Annotated in this window: 24 protein-coding genes and 1 tRNA gene; 22 read left to right on the top strand and 3 right to left on the bottom strand. The window is 55.8% G+C overall.

Features of this window, described 5'->3' with window-relative positions:
* Nucleotides 1-106 precede the first annotated feature (106 nt).
* Nucleotides 107-1,234, bottom strand: coding sequence for a tRNA (adenosine(37)-N6)-threonylcarbamoyltransferase complex transferase subunit TsaD (gene tsaD / locus P1U45_RS01555; protein ID WP_301057174.1), 1,128 nt, complete (start codon nucleotides 1,232-1,234; stop codon nucleotides 107-109).
* A 47-nt stretch (nucleotides 1,235-1,281) separates the two neighbouring features.
* Between tsaD and hemC the strand changes: the two genes are divergently transcribed.
* The 9 genes from hemC to P1U45_RS01510 all read left to right on the top strand — a co-directional run bounded on the left by hemC (nucleotide 1,282) and on the right by P1U45_RS01510 (nucleotide 10,599).
* The gene (hemC, locus tag P1U45_RS01550; RefSeq protein WP_301057173.1) at nucleotides 1,282-2,229 is read left to right on the top strand and encodes a hydroxymethylbilane synthase; all 948 of its coding nucleotides are present in this window, start codon (nucleotides 1,282-1,284) and stop codon (nucleotides 2,227-2,229) included.
* A gap of 2 nt (nucleotides 2,230-2,231) precedes the next feature.
* A complete protein-coding gene (locus P1U45_RS01545; protein ID WP_301057172.1) occupies nucleotides 2,232-2,951 on the top strand; it encodes a uroporphyrinogen-III synthase in 720 nt (239 codons plus the stop codon).
* 23 nt (nucleotides 2,952-2,974) lie between these two features.
* Complete coding sequence (locus P1U45_RS01540) at nucleotides 2,975-4,405, top strand: hypothetical protein (RefSeq protein ID WP_301057171.1); 1,431 nt, start codon at nucleotides 2,975-2,977, stop codon at nucleotides 4,403-4,405.
* Nucleotides 4,402-5,871 (top strand): heme biosynthesis HemY N-terminal domain-containing protein, encoded by a 1,470-nt coding sequence (locus P1U45_RS01535; protein WP_301057170.1) that lies wholly within the window; start codon nucleotides 4,402-4,404, stop codon nucleotides 5,869-5,871. Before P1U45_RS01540 ends, P1U45_RS01535 begins: the two co-directional genes overlap by 4 nt.
* Nucleotides 5,872-6,264 carry a hypothetical protein gene (locus P1U45_RS01530; protein WP_301057169.1) on the top strand — a complete coding sequence of 131 codons (393 nt, stop codon included), beginning with the start codon at nucleotides 5,872-5,874 and terminating at the stop codon, nucleotides 6,262-6,264.
* 67 nt (nucleotides 6,265-6,331) lie between these two features.
* Nucleotides 6,332-8,437: a copper resistance system multicopper oxidase gene (locus P1U45_RS01525; protein ID WP_301057168.1), complete on the top strand. Its 2,106-nt coding sequence runs from the start codon at nucleotides 6,332-6,334 to the stop codon at nucleotides 8,435-8,437.
* Entirely contained in the window at nucleotides 8,434-9,243 is an 810-nt protein-coding gene (locus P1U45_RS01520; RefSeq protein WP_301057167.1) for a copper resistance protein B, read from the top strand. Before P1U45_RS01525 ends, P1U45_RS01520 begins: the two co-directional genes overlap by 4 nt.
* Nucleotides 9,244-9,318: 75 nt before the next feature.
* Nucleotides 9,319-9,831 carry a DUF305 domain-containing protein gene (locus P1U45_RS01515; protein WP_301057166.1) on the top strand — a complete coding sequence of 171 codons (513 nt, stop codon included), beginning with the start codon at nucleotides 9,319-9,321 and terminating at the stop codon, nucleotides 9,829-9,831.
* A gap of 21 nt (nucleotides 9,832-9,852) precedes the next feature.
* Nucleotides 9,853-10,599 carry a glutaredoxin gene (locus P1U45_RS01510; RefSeq protein WP_301057165.1) on the top strand — a complete coding sequence of 249 codons (747 nt, stop codon included), beginning with the start codon at nucleotides 9,853-9,855 and terminating at the stop codon, nucleotides 10,597-10,599.
* Here P1U45_RS01510 and P1U45_RS01505 read toward each other — a convergent pair.
* Nucleotides 10,596-11,051, bottom strand: coding sequence for a group III truncated hemoglobin (locus P1U45_RS01505; RefSeq protein WP_301057164.1), 456 nt, complete (start codon nucleotides 11,049-11,051; stop codon nucleotides 10,596-10,598). The two genes, P1U45_RS01510 and P1U45_RS01505, sit on opposite strands and share 4 nt — an antisense overlap.
* Before the next feature lie 261 nt (nucleotides 11,052-11,312).
* Here P1U45_RS01505 and P1U45_RS16630 point away from each other — a divergent pair, with 261 nt between their 5' ends.
* From P1U45_RS16630 to P1U45_RS01495, 3 genes are all read left to right on the top strand, one after another.
* A complete protein-coding gene (locus P1U45_RS16630; RefSeq protein ID WP_366144960.1) occupies nucleotides 11,313-11,597 on the top strand; it encodes a barstar family protein in 285 nt (94 codons plus the stop codon).
* 455 nt (nucleotides 11,598-12,052) lie between these two features.
* Nucleotides 12,053-12,565, top strand: a complete 513-nt coding sequence (locus tag P1U45_RS01500; protein WP_301057163.1) for a hypothetical protein — start codon at nucleotides 12,053-12,055, stop codon at nucleotides 12,563-12,565.
* A 284-nt stretch (nucleotides 12,566-12,849) separates the two neighbouring features.
* Nucleotides 12,850-13,482 carry a hypothetical protein gene (locus P1U45_RS01495; RefSeq protein WP_301057162.1) on the top strand — a complete coding sequence of 211 codons (633 nt, stop codon included), beginning with the start codon at nucleotides 12,850-12,852 and terminating at the stop codon, nucleotides 13,480-13,482.
* A 569-nt stretch (nucleotides 13,483-14,051) separates the two neighbouring features.
* Here P1U45_RS01495 and P1U45_RS01490 read toward each other — a convergent pair.
* Nucleotides 14,052-14,127 (bottom strand) — tRNA-Thr (locus tag P1U45_RS01490).
* A 248-nt stretch (nucleotides 14,128-14,375) separates the two neighbouring features.
* On the opposite strand from P1U45_RS01490, the gene P1U45_RS01485 reads away from it, so the two are divergent.
* The 10 genes from P1U45_RS01485 to P1U45_RS01440 all read left to right on the top strand — a co-directional run bounded on the left by P1U45_RS01485 (nucleotide 14,376) and on the right by P1U45_RS01440 (nucleotide 26,811).
* On the top strand, nucleotides 14,376-15,455 hold the full coding sequence (locus P1U45_RS01485; RefSeq protein ID WP_301057161.1) for a hypothetical protein: 1,080 nt from the start codon (nucleotides 14,376-14,378) through the stop codon (nucleotides 15,453-15,455).
* Nucleotides 15,452-16,870, top strand: a complete 1,419-nt coding sequence (locus tag P1U45_RS01480; protein ID WP_301057160.1) for an MBOAT family protein — start codon at nucleotides 15,452-15,454, stop codon at nucleotides 16,868-16,870. The genes P1U45_RS01485 and P1U45_RS01480 overlap by 4 nt, the downstream gene beginning before the upstream one ends.
* 53 nt (nucleotides 16,871-16,923) lie before the next feature.
* A complete protein-coding gene (gene mutM, locus P1U45_RS01475) occupies nucleotides 16,924-17,778 on the top strand; it encodes a bifunctional DNA-formamidopyrimidine glycosylase/DNA-(apurinic or apyrimidinic site) lyase (RefSeq protein ID WP_301057159.1) in 855 nt (284 codons plus the stop codon).
* Nucleotides 17,779-17,912: 134 nt separating this feature from the next.
* Entirely contained in the window at nucleotides 17,913-18,689 is a 777-nt protein-coding gene (locus P1U45_RS01470; protein ID WP_301057158.1) for an enoyl-CoA hydratase, read from the top strand.
* A gap of 109 nt (nucleotides 18,690-18,798) precedes the next feature.
* The gene (rpsT, locus tag P1U45_RS01465) at nucleotides 18,799-19,062 is read left to right on the top strand and encodes a 30S ribosomal protein S20 (RefSeq protein WP_301057157.1); all 264 of its coding nucleotides are present in this window, start codon (nucleotides 18,799-18,801) and stop codon (nucleotides 19,060-19,062) included.
* A gap of 612 nt (nucleotides 19,063-19,674) precedes the next feature.
* Nucleotides 19,675-21,114 carry a chromosomal replication initiator protein DnaA gene (gene dnaA, locus P1U45_RS01460; RefSeq protein WP_301057156.1) on the top strand — a complete coding sequence of 480 codons (1,440 nt, stop codon included), beginning with the start codon at nucleotides 19,675-19,677 and terminating at the stop codon, nucleotides 21,112-21,114.
* 208 nt (nucleotides 21,115-21,322) lie between these two features.
* Nucleotides 21,323-22,441, top strand: a complete 1,119-nt coding sequence (gene dnaN, locus P1U45_RS01455) for a DNA polymerase III subunit beta (protein WP_293607463.1) — start codon at nucleotides 21,323-21,325, stop codon at nucleotides 22,439-22,441.
* A 4-nt stretch (nucleotides 22,442-22,445) separates the two neighbouring features.
* Complete coding sequence (recF, locus tag P1U45_RS01450; protein ID WP_301057155.1) at nucleotides 22,446-23,594, top strand: DNA replication/repair protein RecF; 1,149 nt, start codon at nucleotides 22,446-22,448, stop codon at nucleotides 23,592-23,594.
* 219 nt (nucleotides 23,595-23,813) lie between these two features.
* Nucleotides 23,814-26,258 carry a DNA topoisomerase (ATP-hydrolyzing) subunit B gene (gene gyrB / locus P1U45_RS01445; protein WP_301057154.1) on the top strand — a complete coding sequence of 815 codons (2,445 nt, stop codon included), beginning with the start codon at nucleotides 23,814-23,816 and terminating at the stop codon, nucleotides 26,256-26,258.
* 166 nt (nucleotides 26,259-26,424) lie between these two features.
* Nucleotides 26,425-26,811, top strand: coding sequence for a VanZ family protein (locus P1U45_RS01440; protein WP_301057153.1), 387 nt, complete (start codon nucleotides 26,425-26,427; stop codon nucleotides 26,809-26,811).
* Nucleotides 26,812-26,820: the final 9 nt, after the last annotated feature.

Here is a 26,820-nt window from a genome sequence, read left to right as displayed (position 1 = left end):
AGGCTTCGAACCGGTGCCGGTCGAAGCCTGAAAGTATTTGCCTAGTGTGTGAGATCGATGAAGCATCAAACTCATATCTGTCCTTGCGATTCCCGTGCCAGGTGAATCAGGCTTTAGCGCCCCGTTTTCCGCCGCCAAACACCGGATTTGTCTCAGCTGCGGCCTCATCAAGGGGCCATCTTGGTCTCGCGGCGAGATCCAGCGGTGAATCTTGTCCCGAAATGAAACGCATGGCGCCCGCATAGGCGATCATGGCGCCATTATCGGTGCACCATTTCAAAGGCGGCGCGTGAAAGCTGAAGCCTTCCTCTGACGCCAGCGTGGTGAGGGAGGCGCGCAGAGCCTGATTTGCGCCCACGCCGCCTGCGATTACAAATCCGGGTTCACCTGCAAAATCCATCTCTTCGCGAACAAGCTGCATGGCGCGGCGGGATTTCTCGGTGAGAATCTCGCAAATGGTTTTCTGAAAGCTCGCGGCGATATCGCAGAGCGCCTGTTCGGTGAGTTCCATTTGCTGGGCTTCACGCAGCACCGCTGTTTTGAGGCCAGCAAACGACATATCGAGGCCCGGCCGGTCGAGCAGCGGGCGCGGCAATTTGATTGCGTCGGGATTTCCATCTCTGGCGCGGCGCTCAACAGCGGGGCCGCCCGGGAAGCCAAGGCCCAGAACTTTAGCTGTTTTGTCGAAGGCTTCACCGACTGCGTCATCAATGGTCGAACCAAGGCGGCGATACTGGCCAAGCCCCTCAACGGCGATAAACTGGCAGTGACCGCCAGAGACCAGAAGCAACAGATATGGAAATTCGACCGGCTCGCTCAGGCGCGGGGAGAGCGCGTGGCCTTCCAGATGGTTCACGCCGATAAAGGGTTTGCCGGCAGACATTGCGAGCGCTTTGGCTGTCATCATGCCGACCATCACCCCGCCGATCAGGCCCGGTCCGGACGTGGCTGCAAACGCATCAATATCGGTGACCGTGACACCGGCGCGCCGAAGTGTTTCTTCAACCACGCTATCGCACACATCTGCATGCGCGCGGGCTGCAATTTCAGGAACCACACCGCCATAGGCTTTGTGATCGTCAAACTGGCTGGCAATGACTTCGCCGAGTATCTCCGGCACGCCGTTCTCAAGGCGTAGCACGGCCGCAGCTGTTTCGTCGCAGCTGGTTTCGATGCCGAGAATGATCTTAGCGCTGTCTGGGGCTTGCTCCATGATGGGCGCGGTTGTAGCCATTCTGGTCCCCGACGCAATGTCCAAGATAGAAAACAACTGGCAATTATATGAAAACGCTTCGTATCGGCACTCGAAACTCTCCACTCGCACTCGCCCAATCTGAATGGGTGGCTTCCCAGATCGAGGCGGCATCTGTGGGTGATATCAAGTGTGAGCTGGTGAGTATGACGACGAGCGGCGACCAGTTGCAGGATCGCAGCCTTTTGGCGGCGGGCGGCAAAGGCCTGTTCACAAAAGAGCTGGACATCGCGCTTGAGGAAAACCGCGTCGACATTCTCGTGCACTCTTTGAAAGACGTGCCCGTTGAGCTGCCGGTCGGTCAGCGCATCATTGCGTATCCGGTCCGTGAAGACCCGCGCGATGCTTTCGTCAGCCTGAAATATGAAAGCTTTGATGATCTACCTGAGGGCGCGACGCTTGGCACATCAAGCCTGCGCCGCCGTGCGTTTGCACTGGCGCGCCGTCCGGACCTGAAAGTGGTCGAGTTTCGCGGCAATGTGCAGACGCGTCTCAAAAAGCTGGGCGATGGCGTCGCCGATGCGACCTTCCTTGCATCTGCTGGCCTGAACAGATTGTCTCTTGAAGAGAAGGTCGGGCGCGCGCTCGATCCGAATACCTTCCTGCCAGCGGTCGGGCAGGGCATTCTTGGTATCGCAGCCTATCCGGACCAGCTTGATGAGGATGTGCTGAAATGCGTGGCGTCGCTCAACGATGTCTCTGCTGAGCGTGCCGCGATTGCAGAACGAGCTGCGCTTTATGAGCTGGATGGCTCCTGTCGAACGCCGATCGCTGCGCATCTCTTCCATGAGGGGACGGGTGTATATCGGCTTATTGTTCGCACGGCTGATCCATCTGGCACGCCTTTTTATGAGGCGGAAGAAACTCTGGAAGGGCTGGAGCTCTTCCTGCAGGACTTCCATGAGATGGGGCTGAGCGCCGGTCGTAAATTGCGAGAGCAGGCGGGCGGAAAGCTTCCTCATCTGGAGACAGAATAGACATGAGGCGAGTACTGGTAACGCGGGCAGAACCGGGTGCCAGTGAAACGGCGGCGCGGTTGAATGCGATGGGGCTCGTGCCGCTTGTCGCGCCAGCGCTGTCCATTGAGGCGTTCGCCCCTGAGGCCGATTGGCCGCCGCAAGACGGCGAGCGTGTGATCTTCACAAGTGCGAATGGCGTGCGTGCCTATGTCGATGCAGGTTTTCCGGTTTCAGTAGATGCAATGTGCGTCGGCCCGGCGACAACGAGTGCCGCAGAGGATGCAGGCTTTCGCGCTATCTGGAATGCGGATGGAAATTCAGACGCGCTCGTCCAAAAGATCACGTCCGGCTTCGAAACCCATGAAGGTGCCTGGGTACATTATGCCAATGATGCGGCCGCCGGTGAGGTGTGCCGCAGGCTGAATGAGGCAGGTTTTGCGGCGCGCTTTGTCCCGCTTTATGGTGCGCGGCCGACGCAGCGTCCTGTTTCTCTGGAACAATTGCAGTCCGGCGACGTAATTCTCCTGCATTCGGCCAAAGCGGCAGATGCTGTGCTAGGCTGGCTGGATGAAACGCCCGTTGAGACCGGTGAGCTCCTGCTCGTGGCAGTATCAGAACGTGCGGCAGAACCGCTTAAGCACCTTCAATGGCATTGTGTTTCCTGCGCATCAGGGCCAAATGAAGAGAAGCTGCTCGAAGCACTTCAAATTGCCCTCAAATCGGGGCTATCATCGGACTGACTTAACCACCCAAGGCCCCTGTTATGGCTAGCGCTGAAAATCCATCCGAATCCGAACCGATCGACGTTGAATTTACGCCGGCTGATCAGTCTGAAACGAGTTCAAAAACAACCGCATCATCATCAGGACCTGGATGGATCGGTCTGATCTCTGCCGGTGTGCTTGCAGCCCTTGGTGGCGGCGCAATCGGCGTGGTGGCCAGTGGTACTGACGGACGTTATGCGCAGGCTGCCGAAGTCGCTGTAGATATTTCCCTGCTTGAAGATGCAGATCGCACAATGACGACCCGCATCGACAATGTTCAGGAGCAGATGCGCACGTTGAATGTTCGTCTTGAGGACGTTGCAAGCCGCGAAGCCGAGCTGGAAGAAACACAAGGCGAAGCACTCGCAGCACTGCGTGAAGACATTGCCTTCCTGAATGCGCGCTACATGTCTCTGCTTGGTATTTCTGAAGACGCGCCAGTTGACGGTGAGGCGGTTGCGCCTGCGGAAGACGGACCGGAGGCGCCTGCAGGACCGGAAACGGATGGCGACGCAACGCCTCTGCCACGTCCGGAGATTTCACTTGCGGCACTCATGGACCGGCTGAATGCAATCGAGGCGCTCGACCCGACCGGCGAAGCCACGCCGCAGGAATTGGCGCGCACGGTTGCCTCGCTACAGGAACGCACATCGCAGCTTGAAGCTGTCGATCAGCAATTTGCTGATGCAATGGAAGCGCGCGACGAAGCTTTGCGTGAGCTTGCCCAGCAAATCGGCGCGCTGGAAACAGAGCTTGGCGCTGTAGATGAGCGCATAACGGGCGCGGCCGAAACGGATGCTGAGCGTCAGCAGGCAATTGCAGACATGACTGGTGACCTCAATGCGCTGCGTGAAGTCGTTAACGAGCGGATTAACAGCGTTGAAGCTGCCCAGCTGAATGAAGATGAGCAGGCGCTGGTGCGCCGTGCCGACCGGGTTCTGGCTCTGTCTTCGCTTGATGCCGCTGTTCAGGATGGCGGCCCGTTCGGCACTGAGCTGGAAGCGCTTGCCATCCAGCTTCCGGCCAATGCGAGCGTTTCTACGCTTCGTCGTCTGTCTGAACAGGGCGCGCCGTCTATTGAGGTGCTCCGCCGTCGTCTGGAAGAGTTAAAGCCGCAGGTCGCACAAGCGGGTATACCTGAGCCACCATCTGGTGAATGGGCGTGGCTAGGTGATCTCTTGTCTGGCGTGGTGACAATGCGTGAAGAAGGTTCAGCAAGCGGTGAAACCGCGACGCGCCGTATGGATGTCGCGCTGGAACTTCTGGAAGAGAATGATCTGCCAGCAGCCTTGCGCGAAATTCGCATGGTGGAGGGGCCTCAGGGTGAGGCGCTCGCTGGCTGGCTTGCGGATGCGCAGCGCCGTGCACAGATCAATCAATTGATGAACCGGCTACGCCGCGACGTAATGGACGGGGGCAGCGCACAATGACCAAACTTTTCTGGCTCCTTTTGACCGTCCTTCTGGTCGGCGCGCTGGTCGTTCTGGCCATGTGGGCGAATGATATTCCATGGCGCGTTGTTCTCGAGCGTGAGAACCAGCCGGATGTCGTGCTGACACTGACCGGCGCTGCAATTGCGCTTCTGGTATTTGGCGCTGTTATCGCAATTTTCTGGGCATTTATAACCGGTGTATTCCGCCTGCCCACCCGCATCAAATCCATGCGTCTGCGCTCTCGTAAGCGCAAAGGCAATGAGGCGCTGGCAAATGGTCTCCTCGCCATTGAGGGCGGCGATATTAAAGGTGCAAAGCGTCTGATCGGTAAGGCGCTTTCTGACGCCGAAGACGAACGCCTCGCGCTCCTTCTGGACGCCATGACGGCAGAGCAGGAAGCTGACTGGACGCGTGCAGAACGTGCTTATGCTGAACTGTCCCGCAAACCAGGTGCGCATTTGGCTGGTCTTCGTGGCCTGACGGGCGCTGCGGTGAAGCGCGGCGACTATGGCATGGCGATCGAGCGGGCGCGTGAAGCCCTCGAAATGAAGGGTGAAACCGGCGACTGGCCGTTCCGCTCTCTGTTCGAGATCTACGTCGCACGTGGCAACTGGGAAGAAGCACGTACTGTGCTTGCTCAGGGCGAAACCAAGCGTCACATCACCTCGGATAATGCCCGTCGTCGCCGCGGCGTGCTTCTGACGGCTGAGGCGTCAGACATCATGTCGACTGACCCTGAGGGCGCTGAGCGCATTCTCTCAGAAGCGCTGAAAACTGATCCGGCATTTCCTCCGGCAGCTTATCATCTGGCGCGGCTCCAGCTTGCACGTGATGCGATTAAACCCGCAATCACATCTCTTGAGACAGGCTGGAAAGCTCACCCGCATCCGGCGCTCGCGCTGGTGGCCGAACGTCTTGATGATGGCGAGGGCAAATCCGGTGGACGCCGCGCGACCAACGCTCTCATTGCCGCAAACAAAACCCATCGTGAGACGGCTTTGTTGAAAGCCGATACGGCGATCGCTCAGGGTGAGTGGGAAGCCGCAGAAAAAGCGCTCGCACCTCTGCTTCAGGGCGGGGCTCCGACAAGCCGGGTTTGCCGATTGATGGAAATGATTTCGTCTGCAAAGCATGATGAAGGCGCAGCGCGGACATGGTCTGAACGTGCTGCTTCAGCCGCGCGTGAGCCGGAATGGAGCGATATTGATACAGACGGTACAGCCTTCATGTATTCCAAAGATGACTGGGCTCGTATGGTCTATGCCTATGGCGACTCAGGCCAGCTGATCCATCCGCGCCATGAGACGTATCGCGCCGAGCTGGATGTTGCACGCACGCGCGCTATCACCTATTCCGCGCCCGCTCAGGCGCCTGCGCCAGAGCCTAAAGTGACGCCTACACCGGGCGATGCACCGGGCACGTCTTCTGCTCCGCCGCCAGTGGACTATATTAAAAAGCCTTAGATGATTAAGCAGCTGCGCACATACGTCCTCCTATTGCTCACCTTCAGTCTTGTTGGTGTGCAGACAGCGTGTGCCTGTAATCACGATTTTGCGCTACAGCAGCAGGCTGAGGCGAGCGACCACTGCCATGAAATGGCAATGATGGATGCTGGGCACGACATGCCGGCGCCGGTGCTCGAAGATGACTGCGATCATGTGCCTGCGAACGAATTCATGGCAGTCCGTAGCGATGTCGACGATGGCCTTGTTCAACCCGCTCTCGATCTGATCCTGCCAGTTCAGTATGCGGCTGTTGAGGCCAGCATTCCTGATGCGAGTGTAAGCCTTGAAAGATTGCGGCCCATACCGCCGCCTGATCTGCCCTTTGCCCGAAAGACCGTCTTTCTGAATTGAACCTCCTCTGATGCCGGGCCGCGCAGGGCTTTTTCCTGCGCCTGTTTTCTCGTCACAGAGGTTTTCCATGTTTAATCGACGACATTTTCTGAAGTCCGGCGTGGGTGTTGCCACCACGCTCGGCGCCACCAGCCTTCTTCCTGCCTGGGCGCAATCTGCGTCGCACGGCAATATGGGGCGTATGCATCATAGCGCGACCGAGTTCGATCTGCATGTCAGTGAGTTTCCGGTCAATATCAATGGCCGCACAGGGCAGGCGATTGGCGTGAACGGCACTGTGCCTGCGCCGCTGATCCGTTTCCGTGAAGGCGATGACATTACGCTGCGCGTCCACAACATGCTGGATGTCGACACCAGCATTCACTGGCACGGCCTGCTTGTGCCGTTCCATATGGACGGTGTGCCGGGCGTCAGCTTCCCGGGCATTCGCGCGGGTGACACCTTCACCTACCGGTTCTCCGTCCCGCAAAACGGCACCTATTGGTATCACTCCCATTCCGGTCTGCAGGAGCAGGTCGGTCATTACGGTCCGATCATCATTGATCCGGCGGGCGCTGATCCTGTCGAGTATGATCGGGAATATGTGATGGTGCTCTCTGACTGGAGCTTTGAGAGCCCGGAACGCATCTATGAAAAGCTGAAGACGGTCAGTCACACCTATAACTTCCAGGAACGGACAATTCCGGACTTCCTTGAAGACGCGAATGAAAACGGCCTCTCAGAAACGCTGTCCGATCGCGCGATGTGGGGGCATATGCGTATGAGCCCGCGCGATATCGCAGATGTGACAGGCTCGACTTATCATTTCCTCATTAACGGCCATTCGACCGCGGATAACTGGAACGGCGTGTTTAATCCGGGCGAGCGGGTACGTCTGCGCATCATCAACGCGTCCGCCATGTCTATCTTCAACGTTCGAATTCCGGGGCTGCCAATGAAGGTGGTTCAGGCGGACGGGCTTCATGTGCAGCCGGTCGAGGTGGACGAATTCCAGATGGGCGTTGCTGAAACCTATGATGTCATTATCGAACCACAGGATGATCAGGCCTATGCGTTCGTCGCTGAAAGCATTGATCGGTCCGGACAGGCTGTTGCGACGCTCGGACCACGTCCGGGTATGCGGGCACAGGCACCGGAGCTTCGCGCAATACCGACGCTGACCATGCGCGATATGGGCATGAACCATGGTTCCATCGGGCATGATATGTCCGGCATGGACCATGGCTCTATGGATCACGGGTCAATGGATCACTCCGGCCACGACATGTCAGGCGACATGGATCACAGCGCGATGGGACACGATATGGGCGGTATGGATCATTCCGCGCACATGGCGTCAGCGCCAGAGGAGGCGGGCGACTGGCCAGTCGAGCGCCCTGATCTTGAAGTCGGGCCGGGCGTTGTGAACATCAACGCCATGCCACTTTACCGGTTGAATGAGCCGGGCCTGGGGCTGGAGAATGTGCCGCACCGCACGCTCAATTACGAGATGTTGCGAAGCCTTGAGCCTAATCCGGATACACGACTGCCAGACCGTGAGATCGAGATCCATCTGACGTCGAACATGGAACGCTATATGTGGTCCTTCGACGGAGTGCGTTTCGCTGACATTCGCGAGGCGATCCAGATGCGAGAGGGTGAGCGCGTCCGCGTGACGCTCGTCAATAACACCATGATGACACACCCGATCCACTTGCACGGCATGTTCTTCGATCTGGTGAATGGTGGCGGAAATCATCGTCCGCGCAAGCATACGGTGAATGTGAAGCCTGCAGAGAAAGTCTCATTTGATGTCTCTGCAGACCATGTGGGTGACTGGGCGTTCCACTGTCATCTTCTCTACCACATGATGGCGGGTATGATGCAGGTTGTATCCGTACTACCGGATGCAGCAGGCGCCGCGCGCCGCGATGAACAGTTTCGACATATGCAGCATCAGGGCATGGACCATTCCAATCACGGTCAGATGGATCACAGCCAGTATCAGGGTATGGACCATTCCGGCCACGGTCAGATGGACCACAGCCAGCATCAGGTTATGGACCACTCCAATCATGGTCAGATGGACCATAGCCTGCATCAGGGCATGGATCATTCAGGTCATCAGATGCCTGCTGCGGAACCGGAGGCAGCCGCAACACAGCAACATAACCATGGAGGGCATCACCGATGAGACGCTCTTTGACTTTGGGGCTGGTGCTCGGGGCGTTTGCGTTGGGGCTGCCCGCACTCGCCCAGCATGATCATCATTCAGAAGGCGAAGCGCCGCTCTGGTCGCAGGCCGATGAAATCTGGGGTGAAGAGGTGATGGAGGAATCGCGAAATGCGCTCGTTCATCACCATGGTCGCATGGCAACGGATGCCGTTGAAATTCACCGTTTCGAACTTCAGTCCGGAGAGGATGAGGATGTCATCCTGCTTGATGGCGACATCTGGTATGGTGGTGACATCAATAAGCTCATTGTAAAAACCGAGGCCGAATACAGCCTCGATCATAGCGAGTTTGAAGAGATAGAAGTGCATGCGCTCTGGTCGCACGCAATCTCCCCATATCTGGATATGCAGGCCGGTATCCGCCACGATTTTGAGCCAGATGGTTTAAGCCATGCTGTGCTCGGCCTTGAGGGCATGCTGCCATACCGTTTTGATATGGATGGCGCGTTCTTCCTGAGCGAAGAGGGCGACCTGACGGCGGGTGTGGAGCTTGAATACGAGCTCATGCTCACGCAGCGCCTTCATATTCTCCCGCGCGCAGAACTGGGTTGGTCAGCGCAGGACGTTCCCGAACGCGGTACAGGCGAAGGCTTCACGAATGGTCAGTTGGGCGTGCGTCTGGCGTACGATGTCGTTCGTGAGTTTGCGCCATTTGTGGGCGTCGAGTGGCAAGGGAGCCTTGGTGAAACCGAAAACATTCTCAGCGCTGCTGGTGAGGACACCGAGCAGACTGTTTTCGTGATCGGGTTTCATGCCTGGTATTAGCCTTGGAGGCTGTCTTTCGGAACCATGACTTTTTTGTCGCGTTGGTTTTGCAAGGCAGCCTGAAGGAGAATAGAGATGAGCAGCGTGGCTCAGAGATACGTGCGGTTCTTTATCATGATCGCAGTATCCATGGTGGTTATGTATGTCGTGATGTATCTGCATACCTACGAGCTGGATCACGTCCATTTCAGCGAAACACGTCTTTTCATGACTCTCTTAATGGGCGCCAGCATGATTGTCGTGATGCTGCTCTTCATGTTGGGAATGTATTCGAACACTGGGGCGAATATCGCGATCATCATTGGCGCGGGCCTGATGTTCTGCGGAGCGACCTGGTTGGTACGCTCTCAAGCCACAGTGGGCGACGAGGCATATATGGACGGAATGATTCCGCACCACTCGATTGCCCTGCTCACAAGTGAGCGGGCCGACATCGAAGACCTCCGCGTCAGGGAGCTGGCAGATGGTATTATCGCAGCTCAGAAGCGTGAGATCGCGGAGATGAAATGGTTGCTCGAAGATATTGACAGGAATGGTCCTGCGACGACGCAGGATGAAATGAATGCGCGACCTGTGCCTGAGTTTTAGGCCGGTTGCAGGGGGAAATTTATGTCGTCAGAAAAGAAGGCTGTGCTGTATCGCATGGTGATGCCGGGCCATATTTGCCCGTACGGGCTGAAATCACTGGACCTGCTCCAGCGCAAAGGGTTTGAGGTGGAAGACCACCATCTGACCACGCGCGAAGAGACTGACGCCTTCAAAGCCGAACATGACGTCAAAACCACGCCGCAAACCTTCATCGAAGGCGAGCGCATTGGCGGCTATGATGCTCTGCGTGATCATTTCGGTCTGGACCGCGTAAAGCCCGGTGAAACGACTTACCGGCCGATCATTGCGATCTTCTCAATGACCTTCCTGATGGCGGCGGCCCTTGGCTGGTTGCTACCTGGGCCGGTTATCGGTATGCGCCTGATCGAGCATTTCATTGCCATTTCTATGTGTGTGCTGGCCGTGCAGAAGCTGCAGGATCTGGCGAGCTTTTCCGGTCAGTTCCTGGGCTATGATTTGCTCGCGCGCAAATGGGTGCCATACGCCTATATCTATCCGTTTGCGGAAGGCTGGGCGGGCATTCTAATGCTCGCAGGTTTTGCAACCTTTATCGCCGCGCCGGTCGCGCTAGTGATCGGCACGATTGGAGCGGTGTCAGTCTATAAGGCGGTTTATGTCGACAAGCGCGAGCTAAAATGCGCCTGCGTGGGCGGCAACAGCAATGTGCCGCTCGGCTTTGTCTCGCTGACGGAAAATATCATGATGATGGCGATGGCCATCTGGATGATGGTGAAGCCTCTGCTTTAAGCGTCGACAACACCACCGCGCATATCGGGACGGTAGAACAGCGCCAGCTGAAAGCTCTTCCCGATGCGCACCGCACGATCAATAAACCAGTCCTCGGCCTCCTGGGTCGGGGCTGTGTCTGTCAGGGTCTGATAAAATAGCTCCAGCCAGGTTTCGAAATGCTCTGGCTGAATGTCTTTAAGCGCCATGTGCTTTGGCATTGGGCGCCCCTGATAGCGGCCTGTCGAAAGCACCATGCTGGACCAGAAATCCTTCATAGTAGACAAGTGCGGCGCCCAATGGTCGCCGATAGCGCCTTCGAAAATCGGGCCGAGCGTCTCGTTCGCCCGGACACGGGTGTAAAACTCGTCAATCAGGTCGGAGATGTAGGCTTCATCCACGCCCATTGCGGCGGCCTCTGCCTGCTTTTCTGCGATACGTTGCTCGGCTGAACGCTGGCGCTTTTCCGTCACTGTAGGGCCTCCTGATGAGGCTCCGTCACTGTAGGGCCTCCTGATGAGGCCTCTATCTGGGGCGACTGTCGCGGGCTTTCAATGTGACAGGTGGTATCGTCAGGCACCGGCTATGGGAATGGGGCATGCAGCAGTCTGCTGTTTTGCGTCGCCCCGCATCATTTTTCTGGTGCATTCGCGGCGCTTAATGCACCCTACGACGGAACGGAGTTCTACTGATCACTATGATACGTTCCAACCCTATCCCGGAGGTCCTTGGAAATGATTTTAGAAATTGATGGGAGGGCAATCCATTCACTGAGCGACTTTCACGACCGGATCGTGGAGTGTCCAGGGGTGCCTGATTTCTATGGACGAAACTTTTATGCATTCAGAGACGTACTAAACGGCTTTATTGAACGGCCTTTCAAAATTGTTTGGCGAAATGCGGGTATCTCACGATCTTTGCTTGGAAAGGATTTTGATGGATTGGTTCTGATGATGAAACAGGCAGTTGAGGAAACACTTAGCTCGGGCCGGAAATTCGAGTTTGAGATCATAGAATAATTTCTTCCCTCCGAAGGGAAAACTGATGCTCGCATTGACGTGAGATCAATCTCAACCACTAAAACTTATTCTGCACTTGCGGCGCGACCCGATACTCGCAGCATGTCTCCCGAGCAATCTGATGCGTTGCATCGGGTAGGGTGCATCAAGGGCAAAATCCGGATGCACCAGAGAGGCTCTTACAATAAACTGAAGCATCCTGCCATGCATTGGCCCGAGTCATTTTCTGGTGCATTCGCTGCGCTTAATGCACCCTACGGCGGAACGGCGTTCCGCTTGCTGATGAGGCCTCTATCTGGGGCGGCTGCCACGGGCTTTCAATGTGACAGGTGGTATCGGTGGGCAATCGCACGAGGCTATGCAGTAATCCCCCGCGTTGCATTGCTCAGCCTCATTTCTCTGGTGCATTCGCTGTGCTTAATGCATCCTACGGCGGAATGGAGTTCCGCTAACTAATGATCGAATTTGTGTCCGACAGGGTTGTGATTGCGGGGGGGCAGAAATCCTTCAAGGGGCGTATTTTTTTGGGTTCTCACTGGGAGACATTTGTCAGCTGCGTTCAGATTTTCGATAGATTGGATTATAAAACGCAATGGCAAAGCGCGGCGGCGCGGTGCATAGAGCGACACTTAGTTTCGTGCCTGATTGCGGATATTGAATTGCTATCTGAAGGAAAGGCCAGCATTCATTGCTATCCGATGTATCCGGTGAGTTATAATGAAAACAAAAATGTTGATGTAATCATCACAGAGCGTTTCCTTGAATGGAATACCGGAATAAATATCTTGGGCGAGATCGACACTGCTTTAAGCGACCAAAGCGTAAGAAAATCAGTTTCAAAAAAAATATTTGGTCATTTAGATAGACTATACGATCTGATGATTGCAGATATTTCTCAGACATCTAAGTTTGACGTACCAAAACGTTATGTATCTGCTTTAGCATCGGGTAGAGGCACTGAAGTGTGAGCGCAATCCGATGCCCGCATTGGACAAGGTGCATTCGGCGAAGCAATGCACCAGAAAGAACCGGCGCGCATGGGTTCAGGTTTCCGGGGCTATCTCATTGTCATCCCGTGCGCAGTGCAGCGCGAAGCGATGCTCTGCAGACACGGGACCTGATGGCCGGAAACTGCATGTTTCGGGTCCCGGATCAGCAGTGCATCATTATCATGCTGCACAGCATCCGGGATGACAGTTTAAAAACCCAAAAATTAATCCAACCCCACCGTGCACTACCCTAAACTTCGCGCATGAACCCCGCGCCATCATCTGTTCCTGACTACACATCGCTGACCATTGGCCAGCTGATTGGGCTGAACCTTGCGCGGCTTTATGCCTGGTGCATGCGGCTTCAGGCGTCCGGCGAAACGCGCGCGCCGTTTGACCTCGTGCGAATGGTCGTCTCATCCGAGGCTATGGTACATGCCTACGTGCGCATGCTGGCTTCGGGCCAGCTGGAGCGTGCCGGTTTTACTTTCGCTGCAAAGGCCATGCGTACGCCCATCTGGCAACGGGCTGATAGTTTTGTTTGCTCTCGCGCACCTTCGGCACGCATAGAGCGCGCTCAGGGCTGTCGTGTTGTCTCTCGTGAAACAGGGGCTCACATAGAGCCGGCTCAATGCTGTGAACTCATCTCATTGGCTGAGCTGATTAAGCGGCTTCAGACCACAATCGAAAACTTTGAACGCGCCGAGATACTGGCGAGCCATCTGGCTCGTGTGATCGTCTGCGCGTTGGCGTATCTTGAGCCTGAAGTGCGAGTATCTCTTGTTTTTGATGAAGCTGTAGAACCGGCATTTCCGTCTTGTCAGCACGTTACGACATCCCAAGATCCATGGCCGCCTCCAGACCGCGCGGCTTGTAATCTTTCACTCGCTATCTGAATTCATCTTCAAATTAAAACTCATGCGCGGCAGGGAACCCCTTGCGGCGATAGTGGTGTTTTTTGAAACTGCTTGGCATTGTTATCTCGCCTCCGGCTCGATCTGCCTGCGCCTTCGCGTTGCTCGTAATATTTCGCGCATTCCCGCGAAGGTGGGAAACTGGACCAGCCATGTCGCGCCAGATCCCTGCCTGCGCAGGGATGAGCGAAAATCTCTCAACGCCGCAGATACCCGCGAAGGCGGGTATCCACGCTTAGATCGACCAATTCAACGCGCAGCCAGATTTAAGCATGGGTTCCCGTCTTCACGGGAACCGGCGGGCTGCATGACCGAACTTTCAAATGAGCGCGATCCATCGCGAAGCAATAGCGAAGCGGGGATCAAACATAATTCATTCCTAAATTCGCGCAACTGGCGCGAATGTTTTGGGCCCGACTCCATACAGCGGCAGACCTGCCGCCGGGCTTAAAAGTCCGCCTTCGCCTCGGCTTCGGCGCGACATCCGTTTCGCGCGCTACACGCTATCGCGCTGTAGCGAAATTTTTCGAAGAAAAATTTGCGAAAGCGGATGGTGCCGCGTAGGTGACTTGAACACCTGACCCCCGCATTACGAATGCGATGCTCTACCAGCTGAGCTAACGCGGCACACCAGAGGGCACTGCGTATACCTAATCCGTCGTGGATTTCAAATACCTAAATCCGGTCTTCATTTATCAAATCTCACTTTCGCGTGAGGCAAAAGCCGGATTCGCGCGGGAATAGGCTAAAATGCGGGGTTTCCTACCGGAGCGTTAATGGGAGCGGCGCAGTTTAAGAGCCCGCAATCACCACAATTCAGTCTTTTTACGCGACAGTCAGCCGGGATTTAAGGTGGACGCGGGACGCATATACACATGCACTGGATTGCACTTCTGACAGCGGGACTTGCGCTGATACTGGCGCGGACTCTTCGCGCGCCGGGCCGTTCGGGCATGTTCACAGGACTGGCATTCTTCCTGTCGGCCTTTGCTGTAACGAGCTTTGCGATACGGGTGGGCTCTGAACAGGCGGAGATTACCCGCCCGACCGAGTACGACCAGTTTGTCACCTATGCCGCCGAGCAGGTGCGCGCCGAGCCTGATACGCCGTTCGTTGTGTTTGTGGGCGCGAGCTTTTCGCGCAATGCGATTGATGATGAAGCGCTGACAGAGCAGCTGCGAGCGGCGGGCTACCCGCACCGCGTTGTGAACCTTTCGCTTCAGGGCGCGAGCCTTCAGGAGCGTGATGCCCATCTCTGGCAGTTTATGCGGATGACAGGCATGGCGCCTGATGTTGTGTTTCTGGAGGTGGCTGACCTCTTTGATAGCAATCCGGCCTATGTGTTTAACGTCGCCAAATTCTCTGACCGTGCCATCGAGCAGTTTGATCCGAACTCGACTTACTGGTCCATGAAGGGCCTCGCGCAGGGCGCGTGCCACGGCATGGCTGACTGCGTGAAGAACTGGGTGCTTTTAAAGGTCCACGCCGCGATGAATTGGACCAATATCGGTTTGCTCGCGACGGGTGAAGCCGCAGGCGATGTAGAGCCGTTCCCGTCTTTTGATCCGCAGAACATGCCGCGTGAAACATTTGACTGGCCCGTCGACGAGATCGTCGAGGCGCTCAACGTACCAGCTGAAATTCATCCGGAAACCGGGCCGTCATGGGCGCGCCTGTTCCGTCTGGATCAGCGTGAGCGTCTCCAAGAGGCAGGCGTGCGCCGTATCGCGTATTACTATCCGCCAGTTCTGCCGCCGGAAGACCGCCAGTATGTGGCGCGCCTGTGTGCTGGTGAACTGGCTGAATATCCGTGCATTGCGCCGGTGGACCGTCAGCTTCTTTCCCAGCTTGAGGGCGAAGTCTGGCTCGATCATGAGCATCTTCTGACGGAAGGCGCAGACGTCTACACAACATGGCTCGCAGGCCAGATTGAAAGCTGGGGGGCGCTTCAATGATCTTCACCGAGGCAATTTTTCCGCTCTTCCTGCTCGTCGTTCTGGGCGTCTATTGGGGGCTGATGCGCGGGTCATGGCGTAATCACTGGCTGCTCGTGACGAGCGCGGTGTTCTATGGCTGGTGGGATGTACGCTTTCTGGCGCTGATTGGCGCGGTCATTCTCGTCTCGTGGTTCGCGGGTATTCTGATGAAACAGCGAGCAGATGCGGGGCGCGGGCAGCTGACCGTTCTGTGGAGCGCGATCATCTTCCAGCTCGTCATGCTGGGCACGTTCAAATATTTCGGCTTCTTCTCTGAAAGCGCGGCTGCAGCGCTGAGCGCTGTCGGCATGAGTGCGAGCTGGCCGACGCTGAACATCATCCTGCCGGTCGGTATCAGCTTTTATATCTTCCAGGCGATTTCCTATCTGGTGGATATTTATCGCAAGGATATTCCGGTTGAGACGCGTCTGTCGCGCGTAGCGCTTTATATCTCTTTCTTCCCGCAGCTGGTGGCTGGCCCGATTGTGCGCGCCGCGAGCTTCATGATGCAGATCGACCGGAAGAAGACGTTCTCGTCTGCCCTTCTGGCCGCAGGTGCGCGGGCCTTTATTCTGGGCTTCATCTATAAGGCCGCGATTGCCGACAATATCGCGCCATTCGTAGACCCTGTGTTTGCCGATATTGGCGCGTGGGACACGCCATCCGTGATCGCCGCGACTTTTGCGTTTGGTACGCAAATCTATTTCGACTTTGCGGGATATTCTCTGATGGCGATCGGCGTGGCGCGCTGGTTCGGCTATTTCATTCCGAAGAACTTCAACGACCCTTACAGCTCGCCGTCCATCGCCGAGTTCTGGCGTCGCTGGCACATGTCGCTGTCCTTCTGGCTACGCGATTATCTCTACATTCCGCTGGGCGGAAACCGTAAAGGGCCAGTCAAAACTTATCGCAACCTCATGATCACTATGGTGCTGGGCGGCCTCTGGCATGGCGCGGCGTGGAGCTTCGTTATTTGGGGCGCAATCCATGGTGCGGCACTGAGCGTGCATCGGTTTGTCATGGGCGGCGCGAATGGTCGCTCTCTCGTGCCTGCTCTGAAAGGCGTCGTGGGTATTGTTCTGACCGTTGCGCTCGTGTTCGCGGCGTGGGTACCATTCCGTGCTGAAAGCCTGTCCGACACGTTATCTGTGTGGGCTGGTGTGATCGGTGTGCGTGAAGGCGGTCCGCAGAGCCTCTCATGGGTGGCTTTCTGTGTACCCCTGCTTCTGGTGATCGACAGCCTGTTTAGTCAGGCCGACAAGCTGAAAGGCCTGCCAAAGCTTCCAGTGTTCCGGAATCCGTCACTCTATTGGGCGGGTATGGGGTGCCTCGCTGCATTGGCGCTTGCGCTCTATCCTCTGAAATCGGCACCTTTCGTCTATTTCCAGTTCTGATCTTCGGCAGCTTGCCTCTTTTCTTTCGGTGTGGGCGTCGCTAACTGGCTTCCATGCCTGAGTTACCTGAAGTCGAAACCGTGCGCCGTGGCCTCCAGCCATATCTGGAGGGCGAAGAGCTTTCTAAAGTTACGCTGAACCGCGCGGACCTGCGCTTTCCGTTTCCCGAACGTATGGCGGACCGTCTTGAAGGTGCGCGCATCATCAGCCTGTCGCGCCGTGCAAAGTTTCTGGTGGCGGAAACCGACCGGAACGAAAAGCTGGTCATGCATCTGGGCATGTCAGGCCGCTTCACCATCCATGACCCTGACATACCAGTTCAGCAGAACCCCGGTGAGTTTGCGCACGCGCATGCAACCAATCCAAAGCATGACCATGTCGAGTTTCTGACCGGGAAGGGCGTGCGGATTGTGTTCAATGATCCGCGGCGGTTCGGCTATATGCAGATGTTCGGTGAGGCTGATGGTGACCCGTTCGCTGAGGTAGGGCCTGAGCCGCTCTCTAATACGTTCTCCGGTGAGAGCCTGTATGAAGCGTTCCGCGGCAAGAAAAGCCCTGTGAAGTCCGCTTTGCTCGATCAGCATGTCGTTGCCGGCCTTGGCAATATATATGTGTGTGAGGCGCTGTTCATGGCAGGCATCTCTCCCCATCGTCTGGCAGGCAATGTCTCGCGAAAGAAGTGCGATGTGTTGGCCCAATGCGTGAGAGAGGTGCTGGAACGAGCCATTCAGGCTGGCGGCTCTACGCTGAAAGACTATGCACACACAGACGGCGCGCTCGGCTATTTCCAGCACAGCTTCAGGGTTTATGGCCGCGAGGGCGAAGCTTGCAGCGCCTGCACAAAACCTGTTCTTCGAAAAGTCCAGTCTGGTCGATCCACTTTCTTTTGCTCACATTGCCAGCGCTGATCGATGAATCTGTTGACGCTTTGGCGTCTTCATGGTCTGTCGGCGGCTTGGTTCCGGGTGCGTACAGACCCAGGGGCGGCATGCGAAACAACTCGCGCTTGCTCTGACATTTGTTCGCCAAAAAAGGACACTTTATGGCTTATGAAACACTTCTGATCGAGATTTCTGATCAGACGGGAATTATCCGGCTGAACCGCCCGGATGATCTGAATGCGCTAAACAACACCCTGATGGACGAAATGACAGCCGCGCTCGATGATTTCGAGGCGAATGAAGATATTGGCTGCATCATTATCACCGGGTCTAAAAAGGCGTTTGCGGCGGGTGCAGATATTAAAGAGCTCAAAGCCTTTGATTTCGCATCCGCCTATCAAAAAAATCTCATCTCTAAAAACTGGGAACGTGTCACCAGCTGTCGCAAGCCGGTTATCGCAGCGGTGTCCGGCTATGCGCTGGGCGGTGGTTGCGAGCTTGCAATGATGTGTGATTTCATTCTCGCTGCGGAGAACGCAAAGTTCGGCCAGCCTGAGATCAACCTCGGCATTCCGCCAGGTGCAGGCGGTACGCAGCGCCTGACGCGCTTTGTGGGCAAGTCCAAGGCTATGGAAATGTGCCTGACAGGTCGTTTCATGGATGCTGAAGAGGCAGAACGCTCCGGACTGGTCGCGCGCGTTGTGCCAACCGATTCTCTAATCGATGAGGCTAAGAAAGTCGCTGCCTCCATCAACGCAAAGTCCCGTCCTGTGACTATGATGGTGAAGGAAAGCGTGAATGCGGCCTATGAAACCGCGCTCAGCCAGGGCGTATTGTTCGAGCGCCGCCTGTTCCACGCTGCTTTTGCGACAGAAGACAAGGATGAGGGCATGGAAGCCTTCATTGAGAAGCGCGACGCGCACTTTAAAAACAAATAAACTCGGGTTTTTGCAGGCTGGACAAAGAATCTCCGGCTAAAGACGTTGACGTCTGGCCTGCAAAAGCATAATAAGCCGCTTTCCGAATTTATCCGACTGGAGACATTGCATGGCCAACACCCGGTCAGCCAAAAAAATGGTTCGTAAGATTGCGCGCCGGACTGAAGTCAACAAGGCACGTCGCTCTCGTGTACGTACCTATGTGCGCAAGGTAGAAGAAGCTATTGAGAGCGGTGATAAGACTGCGGCTCAGGAAGCTCTGAAAAACGCTCAGCCAGAGCTGATGCGTGCGGTCACTAAAGGCCTCATGCACAAGAGTACGAGCTCACGTAAAGTGTCTCGTCTTTCTAAGCGCGTAGGCGCAATGGCTTAAGCGACATACTGATATCTCCTGCGTGGAGATGTTCAGGCCTGATTGAGGAAAGCGCCCCACCGGGCGCTTTTTTTGTGCCTGGTTTTAGCGATGAATAATTGGCGCGCAGGGTGCAAAATTTTTGAGCGCGGCCTCGTTTTGAGGGGGTGAGTTGTGTGTGGAATAGTGCTTCTAAAGATCATGCAACCTGGGGATAATTAACCTTTAAGGGACTCAATTCTGTGGGAAAAACAGTTTTGTGACACTCTTGGTAATTTATCCACAAATGAGTCGAAATTGATTCGTTGACTTTCGAATCGGGACAGGCAAGGCGCCCGGGGAAGTCAAGCTTTCGGAGCAAAATGGCTGTGAATGTTTTTGTGAGAAAAATTTGAGAACTTACAAAACCTTGTTAGGCGTCAAGCCGGGATAGGCACCTAAAACATGCATTCTGAAAAATAAGTCAGATTGACCAAAATCGCCCGGCATTTATCCTGAGATCAGATCACAGTTAACGTCCGCACAAAGATGTAAATAACGACGGTTTTTCGAAACCGATGTGTGGAGGTTTGTGCTTCTCGCGTAGATTATGGTTAACAGCTATAACAAACTAATTAGGGGTGCATTCGGGGCATGAAAGAATATAATATTCCCGAACTTGAAAAAACGGCCGCAGAAGGCTCGGCTCAAACAGCTATAGTCATCTGGCAGTCCGTCATTGAAGTTCTCAAAAATGAAGTTTCACCGGCATCATTCGGCAAGTGGCTGAAGGATCTGGAGTTCGTCGCTGACATGGAAGGTGTCATCCAGCTGGCTGCTCCAACTGGCATTCAGAGCGACCGTGTGAACAACGACTTCATTCACAAGATCAACATGCTTTGGGCAGAGCGTGATACATCCGGCCGTCGCGTAGCGGTGTGCAGCTGGGCTGATCTTCCTTCTGATGTACGGGCACTGGCAGAAGAAGCGCGCGCAGAGCGTGCTGCACGTAAGACAGAAGAACCTGTCGTGCAGCCTGGCGTTCGCGCTCCGGCACGTCATTTCACGTTCGATAATCTCGTTGTGGCGGAATCTAACCGTCTGGCAGCGACAGTCTGCACGAAAATTGCGGGCAATCAGGCGACGCCATCGCAGATCGTCTATCTGTATGGCCACCATGGTGTCGGTAAGACTCACCTTCTGAAGGCGATTGAGTCACAGATCGAAGTCTCAGACGATGAGCGCAGCGTTGTCTATATGAGCGCTGAGGAGTTCATGGTCGCATTCGTGGAAGGCGTTAAGCGCCGTGACACTTCTGACCTGAAATCACGTCTTCGCGGCGCTGATGTTCTTCTGATTGACGACCTGCAGGCGATTGCCGGCATGGGCGGCACACAGAAGGAATTCTTCGGCAATATCCGTGCAGTTGTTGGCCGTGGCGGTCAGGTGGTTATCGCTGCTGATGAAAGCCCGTCCCAGCTTGGCGCGCTGAACTCTCGCGTTCGTGACGAATTCCAGGGTGGTGTCCTCATTCAGGTGGACGAGCCTGATGAAGAAATGCGCCGCGCGATCGTTCGTATTAAGGCTCAGACAATTGCAGCAGAAAATCCGGGCTTCGAGCTTTGTGATGATGCCGTCAATCTGATCGTCAGCCGTGTAAAAGGTCCGGGCCGTCAGCTTTACGGTGCGGTCTGCAACGTATTCACTGCAACGACCTTTATTGGCCAGCCGGTTACGCTCGACGATGTCAGTGCAGCCGTTCGCCGTCAGATCGGTGAAATGCGTCCGCCAACCATCGATCAGGTAAAGCGTGCAACGATGACGGCCTTCGATATTACGAAGACAGATATTGAGTCTGCGCGTCGTAGCCGTTCGATTGCTTATCCTCGCCAGATTGCGATGTATCTTTGCCGTAAGCTGACAACGCGCTCTCTGCCACAAATCGGTAAGTTCTTTGGCAATCGTGACCACACGACAGTTCTCTACGCGGTGCGTAAACTTGAAGACGCGGTCGCAAGTGATGAAACACTGCGCCGTGACATTGAGAAGGTCGAGCGCGCGCTGGAAGACATTCAGGCAAACGCTGCGAAATAGGGATTGCTGCGAAATTGTCCCTCATTTGGTCTCAGATGAGGGATTTTTCGCAACAAACCACAGAATTTTCGGGTTTCGCGTGCATCCCGGGCTAAATACCTTTTGCGAAACTCATATTTATGGATAACTTTCAGCCCGTTTCGAATCTGAAGCGGGCTGAATTTTTGTTCGACGAAACGGGGGCGGGAAAGCTCCTGAAAGGCAGACGATGAAGCTTACGATTGACCGGTCCGACCTCCTGCGTGCCCTTAGCCACGTGCAGAGCGTTGTAGAGCGACGTAACACTATTCCGATCCTGTCGAACGTATTGCTGTCCGCAAGCGCTGGCTCTCTGCAATTGACCGCGACCGACCTCGATATCGAGGCGGTTGATGCGGCCGACGCACAGGTTGATCAGGAAGGTGGTCTGACAGCACCTGCGCAAACGCTTTTCGACGTTGTGCGTAAATTGCCGGAAACAGCAGAAGTTCAGCTGGAATTCCTGCCAGACAATCAGCGCCTGTCGATTCAGGCCGGGCGTTCGCGTTTTGCGCTGCCAACGCTGCCTGCGGCTGACTTCCAGACGATGAACAAAGACGAAGGCACTGTGTCCTTCTCCATCGATGTCGCTGATCTGAAGCGTCTCATCGACAAAACTCGCTTTGCTATTTCTACCGAAGAGACACGCTATTACCTGAACGGTGTCTATCTGCACGTTGCAGAAGGTGAAGATGGCGCGAAGCTGCGCGCTGTTGCGACGGACGGTCACCGTCTGGCGCTCTCCGAGATTGATGCACCGCAAGGCTGCGAAGGTCTGCCGGGCGTTATCATTCCACGCAAAGCCGTGTCTGAGATCCGCCGCCTGATCGACGGATATGATGGCGTGATCGAAGTGTCCGCATCGGAGGCGAAGATCGTCTTCACTGCCGGCCGCGCGGTTCTGACAACCAAGCTCATTGACGGGTCTTTCCCTGACTATGCGCGCGTTATTCCTCAGAATAACGACCAGACCCTCAAGGTCGGCAATGTCGCGCTTGAAAAAGCGGTCGACCGTGTTGCAACCGTTTCCGCTGAACGTTCGCGCTCTGTGAAAATGTCGCTGGAAGCTGATAAAGTGGTCCTCACGGTGAACCATGCTGAGACCGGTCACGGTGTTGAAGAAGTCGAAGGCGAGTACGCTGGAGAGCCGATGGAAATCGGCTTCAATGCGCGTTACCTGCTTGATGTGTTCCAGCAAGTTGATGGCGATGAAATTCTCTTTGATTTCAATGATCCAGCGTCGCCTGCACTGGTGCGCGACCCGACAGATCCGGCATCTCGCTACGTTCTGATGCCGCTACGCGTCTGACGGTATGGACGGCCAAGGCCGCATTTATCTGAAACGTCTCGCGCTTTCCACATTTCGGAATTATGGCGCGCTTTCAATCGACCTCGACGGGCGGCATGTCTGCCTGTTCGGGGCGAATGGCGCTGGCAAGACCAATCTCATCGAAGCCATTTCGCAGCTCTCTCCGGGGCGGGGGCTCCGCTCAGCGGGGCTGCCGGATATGGCGCGTGTTGAAGACGGGGCGGCTGGCAATACGTGGGCGTTGGGCGCAACGCTGTTTGACGGGGATGTGGACCGTCTCATTCGCATTGATGCCAGCATAGAGGGCGGCGGACGCGGCAAACGGTCTATGCAGGTGGATGGCTCCACGGCGACCGCAAGCTCCATGAGCGAGCTTGTGCGCATTATCTGGCTCACGCCCGCCATGGATCGGGTATTCGCCGGTGGTGCAACAGAGCGGCGTAAATTTCTGGACCGCCAGACGCTCGCCCATTTTCCGATCCATGCCCGTCATTCAACGGCCTATGAGAAGGCGATGCGTGAGCGCAACTTGCTGCTGGAGCGCGACTTTGCCGATCCGGTCTGGCTGGATGGGCTTGAGGAAAGACTTGCAGAGCATGGCGCTCATATCGCCTTCCATCGGGCGCAGACGGTCAGCCGTTTACAGAAGGCAGTGGATATCCGCCCTGATGGCGCCTTCCCGAAGGCGGACCTCTCTCTGGAGGGGGCGGCGGAAGAGGCGTTTAACGCGGGTCAAACTCTGGCAGACGTTCAGGACATGTTGAAAGCGGCGCTGAAGGACGGCCGCAGACGGGATGCCCGTGCGGGGCGAACGCTTACAGGGCCGCACCGCTCCGATCTGGTGGTGATCCACCGGCCGACTGGCGTTCCGGCGTCTCTGTGCTCCACAGGCCAGCAAAAGGCACTTCTGATCGGGCTCATCCTCTCCAATGCGCGCGCGCTTGAAGCAGAGGAGCATCTGCGCAACCCTCTGGTTCTGCTGGACGAGGCTGTGGCGCATCTTGATCCTGACAGGCGCGCTGCACTGTTCGATGAACTGTCCGCGCTCAAAGGGCAGGCCTGGCTGACGGGAACTGAGCGCTCTTTATTCGATGGCTTTGATGAAAGAGCGCAGTTCTTTGAGGTCGCGGCGGGTAAAGTCAACGTTGTTTGAATGGGTGTGTCCGGACGAAATACGGCCCGTTTAGCCCTCAAAACTCCGGCGTAAACCTGTAGAAAGTTTAGGTTTCTTTCTGGCGGCAAGAAAGTTCTATTATTTCAGATGCTTGCGCCGCAAATGAGGGGCGTCAAAACGGGGCTGAAATTTCCCTTTTTCGGCAAACCTGCCTATACTTGATTCGAACGATTCATAACGGGAAGAACGAAGGCAGAAATGTCCGACGAAACACCAAACACACCTGAGTATGGCGCTGACTCAATCAAGGTCCTGAAAGGGCTTGAGGCCGTCCGGAAACGCCCTGGCATGTACATTGGTGACACGGACGATGGTTCGGGTCTTCACCACATGATTTATGAGGCTGTCGATAACGCGATCGATGAGGCGCTTGCAGGTCACGCAACCGAAGCTTCTGTCATTCTGCACGCTGACGGGTCTGCTGAGATCACAGATAACGGCCGCGGCATGCCTGTCGAGATGCACCCGACGGAGGGCATTTCCGCGGCAGAAGTTATCATGACCCAGCTGCACGCTGGTGGTAAGTTCGACCAGAACTCCTATAAGGTATCCGGCGGTCTGCACGGCGTAGGTATCTCTGTTGTGAACGCGCTGTCTGACTGGCTTGAGCTACGTATTCACCGCAAAGGCAAAGAGCACTTCGTTCGGTTTATTGATGGCGGCACAACTGAAGCGCCTCTGAAAGAAGTTGGCGTAAGCCCGAAGACCGAAGATGGCCGTGACTTTACAGGCACGAGTGTTCGTTTCTTCGCGTCGCCGTCTACCTTCACCATGACTGAGTATAATCGCGGCACTCTGGAACATCGCCTGCGCGAGCTGGCTTTCCTGAACTCGGGCGTGCGCATTGTGTTCAAAGATCTGCGCGGCGCGGAGCCGTATGAAACAGTCTTCGAGTATGATGGCGGTGTGAAAGCCTTTGTAGAGCACCTCGACCGTCAGCGTGCCTCTGCCATTCCTGAAGCGATTTTCGCAATCGGTGAGAAAGATGGCATCACCGTCGAAGCCGCGCTTCAGTGGAACGACAGCTATCACGAGAATGTTCTCTGCTTCACAAACAACATCCCGCAGCGCGATGGCGGTACGCACCTTGCCGGTTTCCGTGCTGCGCTGACGCGTGTCATCAACAAATATGCTGATGAAACCGGTGCGGCGATGAAGGGCAAGGTCAACATTTCCGGCGATGACGCGCGTGAAGGCCTTACGTGCGTACTCTCTGTGAAAGTGCCCGACCCGAAATTCTCCTCCCAGACCAAAGACAAGCTCGTCTCATCTGAGGTGCGTCCCGTGGTCGAGAGCTTGATGACCGAGCAGCTTTCCATGTGGCTCGAAGAGAACCCGGGCCCTGCCAAACTGGTCATGCAGAAAATTGTCGAGGCCGCCGCAGCGCGCGAAGCCGCCCGTAAAGCGCGTGAACTGACACGTCGTAAAACGGCGCTCGATATTACCTCGCTGCCGGGCAAGCTGGCAGACTGTCAGGAAAAAGACCCTGCGAAATCTGAAATCTTCATCGTGGAAGGGGACTCTGCGGGCGGATCTGCGAAGCAGGGCCGTAACCGCGAGAACCAGGCTATTCTGCCACTGCGTGGTAAAATCCTGAACGTGGAACGTGCGCGTTTCGATAAGATGCTGTCGTCAGATCAGGTTGGTACGCTGATTACCGCGCTTGGTGCGGGTATCGGGCGCCGGTCTGAGACGAACCCGAATGAGGGTTTCCAGATCGAGAAGCTGCGCTACCACAAAATTATCATCATGACCGATGCGGACGTTGACGGCGCCCACATTCGTACGCTCCTGCTGACATTCTTCTATCGTCAGATGCCTGAGATTATCGAGAACGGGTACCTCTATATTGCCCAGCCGCCGCTCTATAAGGTCTCTAAAGGCCGGTCAGAGCGCTATCTGAAAGATGACGCCGAGCAGGAAACTTACCTGATTGGTGAGGGCACAACCGGTGAGGTTCTGGTGCTTCAGGACGGTGAGCAAATGGGCGGCGAAGATCTGCGCCAGCTCGTTTATGACTCCGTCGCGTGCAAGAGCCTCGTAAAGCGCCTTGCAATGAAAGCGCCTGGTGTTCTGGTTGAGCAAGCGTCACTCGCTGGAGCGCTGCATTCGACAGCGGGGCAGGCCGAAGCCGAGAAAACGGCGATGCGTATGAACCGCATTGCTGAAGAGGGTGAAGATACCTGGCAGGGAAGCTTTGTAGACGGTGAGCTCGTGCTTGAGCGTGTCGTCCGTGACGTTGAAGAAAAGCTGATCCTCGACAAGCAGCTGCTCCAGTCGGCAGATGCAAGAAAACTTTCAGACCGTGTTGACCCTCTGTTAGAACTCTTCTCGGAACGATCTGTACTACGTCATGAAAAAGGCGGCGAAGTTGACGTTTACGGGCCGGTTTCTCTGGTAGATGCGGTGCTCTCGTCCGGTGCTAAGGGCCTGACAATCCAGCGATACAAAGGTCTGGGCGAGATGAACCCTGACCAGCTCTGGGAAACAACGCTCGACTCGAATGCGCGCACGCTGTTGCGTGTGAAAGTGGAGCATGGCGACGAAGCTGATGATATGTTCTCCAAGCTCATGGGTGACGTGGTTGAGCCGCGCCGCGAGTTCATTCAGGCGAATGCTCTGGAAGCTGAGGTCGACGTTTAAGCCGTTTAAGGTATTGAAATTATTCACTTAAAATGGCGCGCTCAATATTCGGGCGCGCCATTTTTATTTCGGTGAAATTTTACCGATGCTGCGGTGCGGTAAGCAAATCTTAAGACGAACTGATAAAATATTACCGTGTTGATTTGCGCGAAAAGAGGACGCTTACGTGACCGGTTTGATGACGCCTAAACGCCTGTTTCTTGGCGCAGTGTCGATTTTTATCGGTGCCCTCATCCTATGGGGCGCGACGGCTGATATTCCGCCAATTCCGAAATTCTTCTCGGCGCAGGACAAGCTGGAGCATTTTGCAGCCTTCGGGGCGCTCATGCTGTGGTTGTCGGCTTTTGTCGGTCCGCGGAACTGGCCGTATGCAGCGCTCATCGCCGTGTGCTGCGCGGTCGGCCTTGAGGTGGTTCAGGCCTATTTCGTCGCGTCACGCTCAGGCGATATTCCGGATTTGATCGCAAGCCTTTCAGGGGTTGCCGCGTCTATCGGATTCATTTTCTATGTCCGCTTCATGATCCGGTCACGGCGTGCTGTACAACCCGCCTGACCCTAAAGG

The sequence above is a fragment of the Ponticaulis sp. genome (genome assembly GCF_029210165.1).
Classification (GTDB): Bacteria; Pseudomonadota; Alphaproteobacteria; order Caulobacterales; family Hyphomonadaceae; genus Ponticaulis.
The sequence above is the reverse complement of the archived record's forward strand: the minus strand, read 5'-3'. Positions and strand labels throughout refer to the sequence as shown.

Excerpts from the sequence above, each read along its gene's own strand:
- tsaD (WP_301057174.1), bottom strand. The coding sequence starts at position 1,234 with ATGGCTACAACCGCGCCCATCATGGAGCAAGCCCCAGACAGCGCTAAG.
- hemC (WP_301057173.1), top strand. The coding sequence starts at position 1,282 with ATGAAAACGCTTCGTATCGGCACTCGAAACTCTCCACTCGCACTCGCC.
- P1U45_RS01545 (WP_301057172.1), top strand. The coding sequence starts at position 2,232 with ATGAGGCGAGTACTGGTAACGCGGGCAGAACCGGGTGCCAGTGAAACG.
- P1U45_RS01540 (WP_301057171.1), top strand. The coding sequence starts at position 2,975 with ATGGCTAGCGCTGAAAATCCATCCGAATCCGAACCGATCGACGTTGAA.
- P1U45_RS01535 (WP_301057170.1), top strand. The coding sequence starts at position 4,402 with ATGACCAAACTTTTCTGGCTCCTTTTGACCGTCCTTCTGGTCGGCGCG.
- P1U45_RS01530 (WP_301057169.1), top strand. The coding sequence starts at position 5,872 with ATGATTAAGCAGCTGCGCACATACGTCCTCCTATTGCTCACCTTCAGT.
- P1U45_RS01525 (WP_301057168.1), top strand. The coding sequence starts at position 6,332 with ATGTTTAATCGACGACATTTTCTGAAGTCCGGCGTGGGTGTTGCCACC.
- P1U45_RS01520 (WP_301057167.1), top strand. The coding sequence starts at position 8,434 with ATGAGACGCTCTTTGACTTTGGGGCTGGTGCTCGGGGCGTTTGCGTTG.
- P1U45_RS01515 (WP_301057166.1), top strand. The coding sequence starts at position 9,319 with ATGAGCAGCGTGGCTCAGAGATACGTGCGGTTCTTTATCATGATCGCA.
- P1U45_RS01510 (WP_301057165.1), top strand. The coding sequence starts at position 9,853 with ATGTCGTCAGAAAAGAAGGCTGTGCTGTATCGCATGGTGATGCCGGGC.
- P1U45_RS16630 (WP_366144960.1), top strand. The coding sequence starts at position 11,313 with ATGATTTTAGAAATTGATGGGAGGGCAATCCATTCACTGAGCGACTTT.
- P1U45_RS01500 (WP_301057163.1), top strand. The coding sequence starts at position 12,053 with ATGATCGAATTTGTGTCCGACAGGGTTGTGATTGCGGGGGGGCAGAAA.
- P1U45_RS01495 (WP_301057162.1), top strand. The coding sequence starts at position 12,850 with ATGAACCCCGCGCCATCATCTGTTCCTGACTACACATCGCTGACCATT.
- P1U45_RS01485 (WP_301057161.1), top strand. The coding sequence starts at position 14,376 with ATGCACTGGATTGCACTTCTGACAGCGGGACTTGCGCTGATACTGGCG.
- P1U45_RS01480 (WP_301057160.1), top strand. The coding sequence starts at position 15,452 with ATGATCTTCACCGAGGCAATTTTTCCGCTCTTCCTGCTCGTCGTTCTG.
- mutM (WP_301057159.1), top strand. The coding sequence starts at position 16,924 with ATGCCTGAGTTACCTGAAGTCGAAACCGTGCGCCGTGGCCTCCAGCCA.
- P1U45_RS01470 (WP_301057158.1), top strand. The coding sequence starts at position 17,913 with ATGGCTTATGAAACACTTCTGATCGAGATTTCTGATCAGACGGGAATT.
- rpsT (WP_301057157.1), top strand. The coding sequence starts at position 18,799 with ATGGCCAACACCCGGTCAGCCAAAAAAATGGTTCGTAAGATTGCGCGC.
- dnaA (WP_301057156.1), top strand. The coding sequence starts at position 19,675 with ATGAAAGAATATAATATTCCCGAACTTGAAAAAACGGCCGCAGAAGGC.
- dnaN (WP_293607463.1), top strand. The coding sequence starts at position 21,323 with ATGAAGCTTACGATTGACCGGTCCGACCTCCTGCGTGCCCTTAGCCAC.
- recF (WP_301057155.1), top strand. The coding sequence starts at position 22,446 with ATGGACGGCCAAGGCCGCATTTATCTGAAACGTCTCGCGCTTTCCACA.
- gyrB (WP_301057154.1), top strand. The coding sequence starts at position 23,814 with ATGTCCGACGAAACACCAAACACACCTGAGTATGGCGCTGACTCAATC.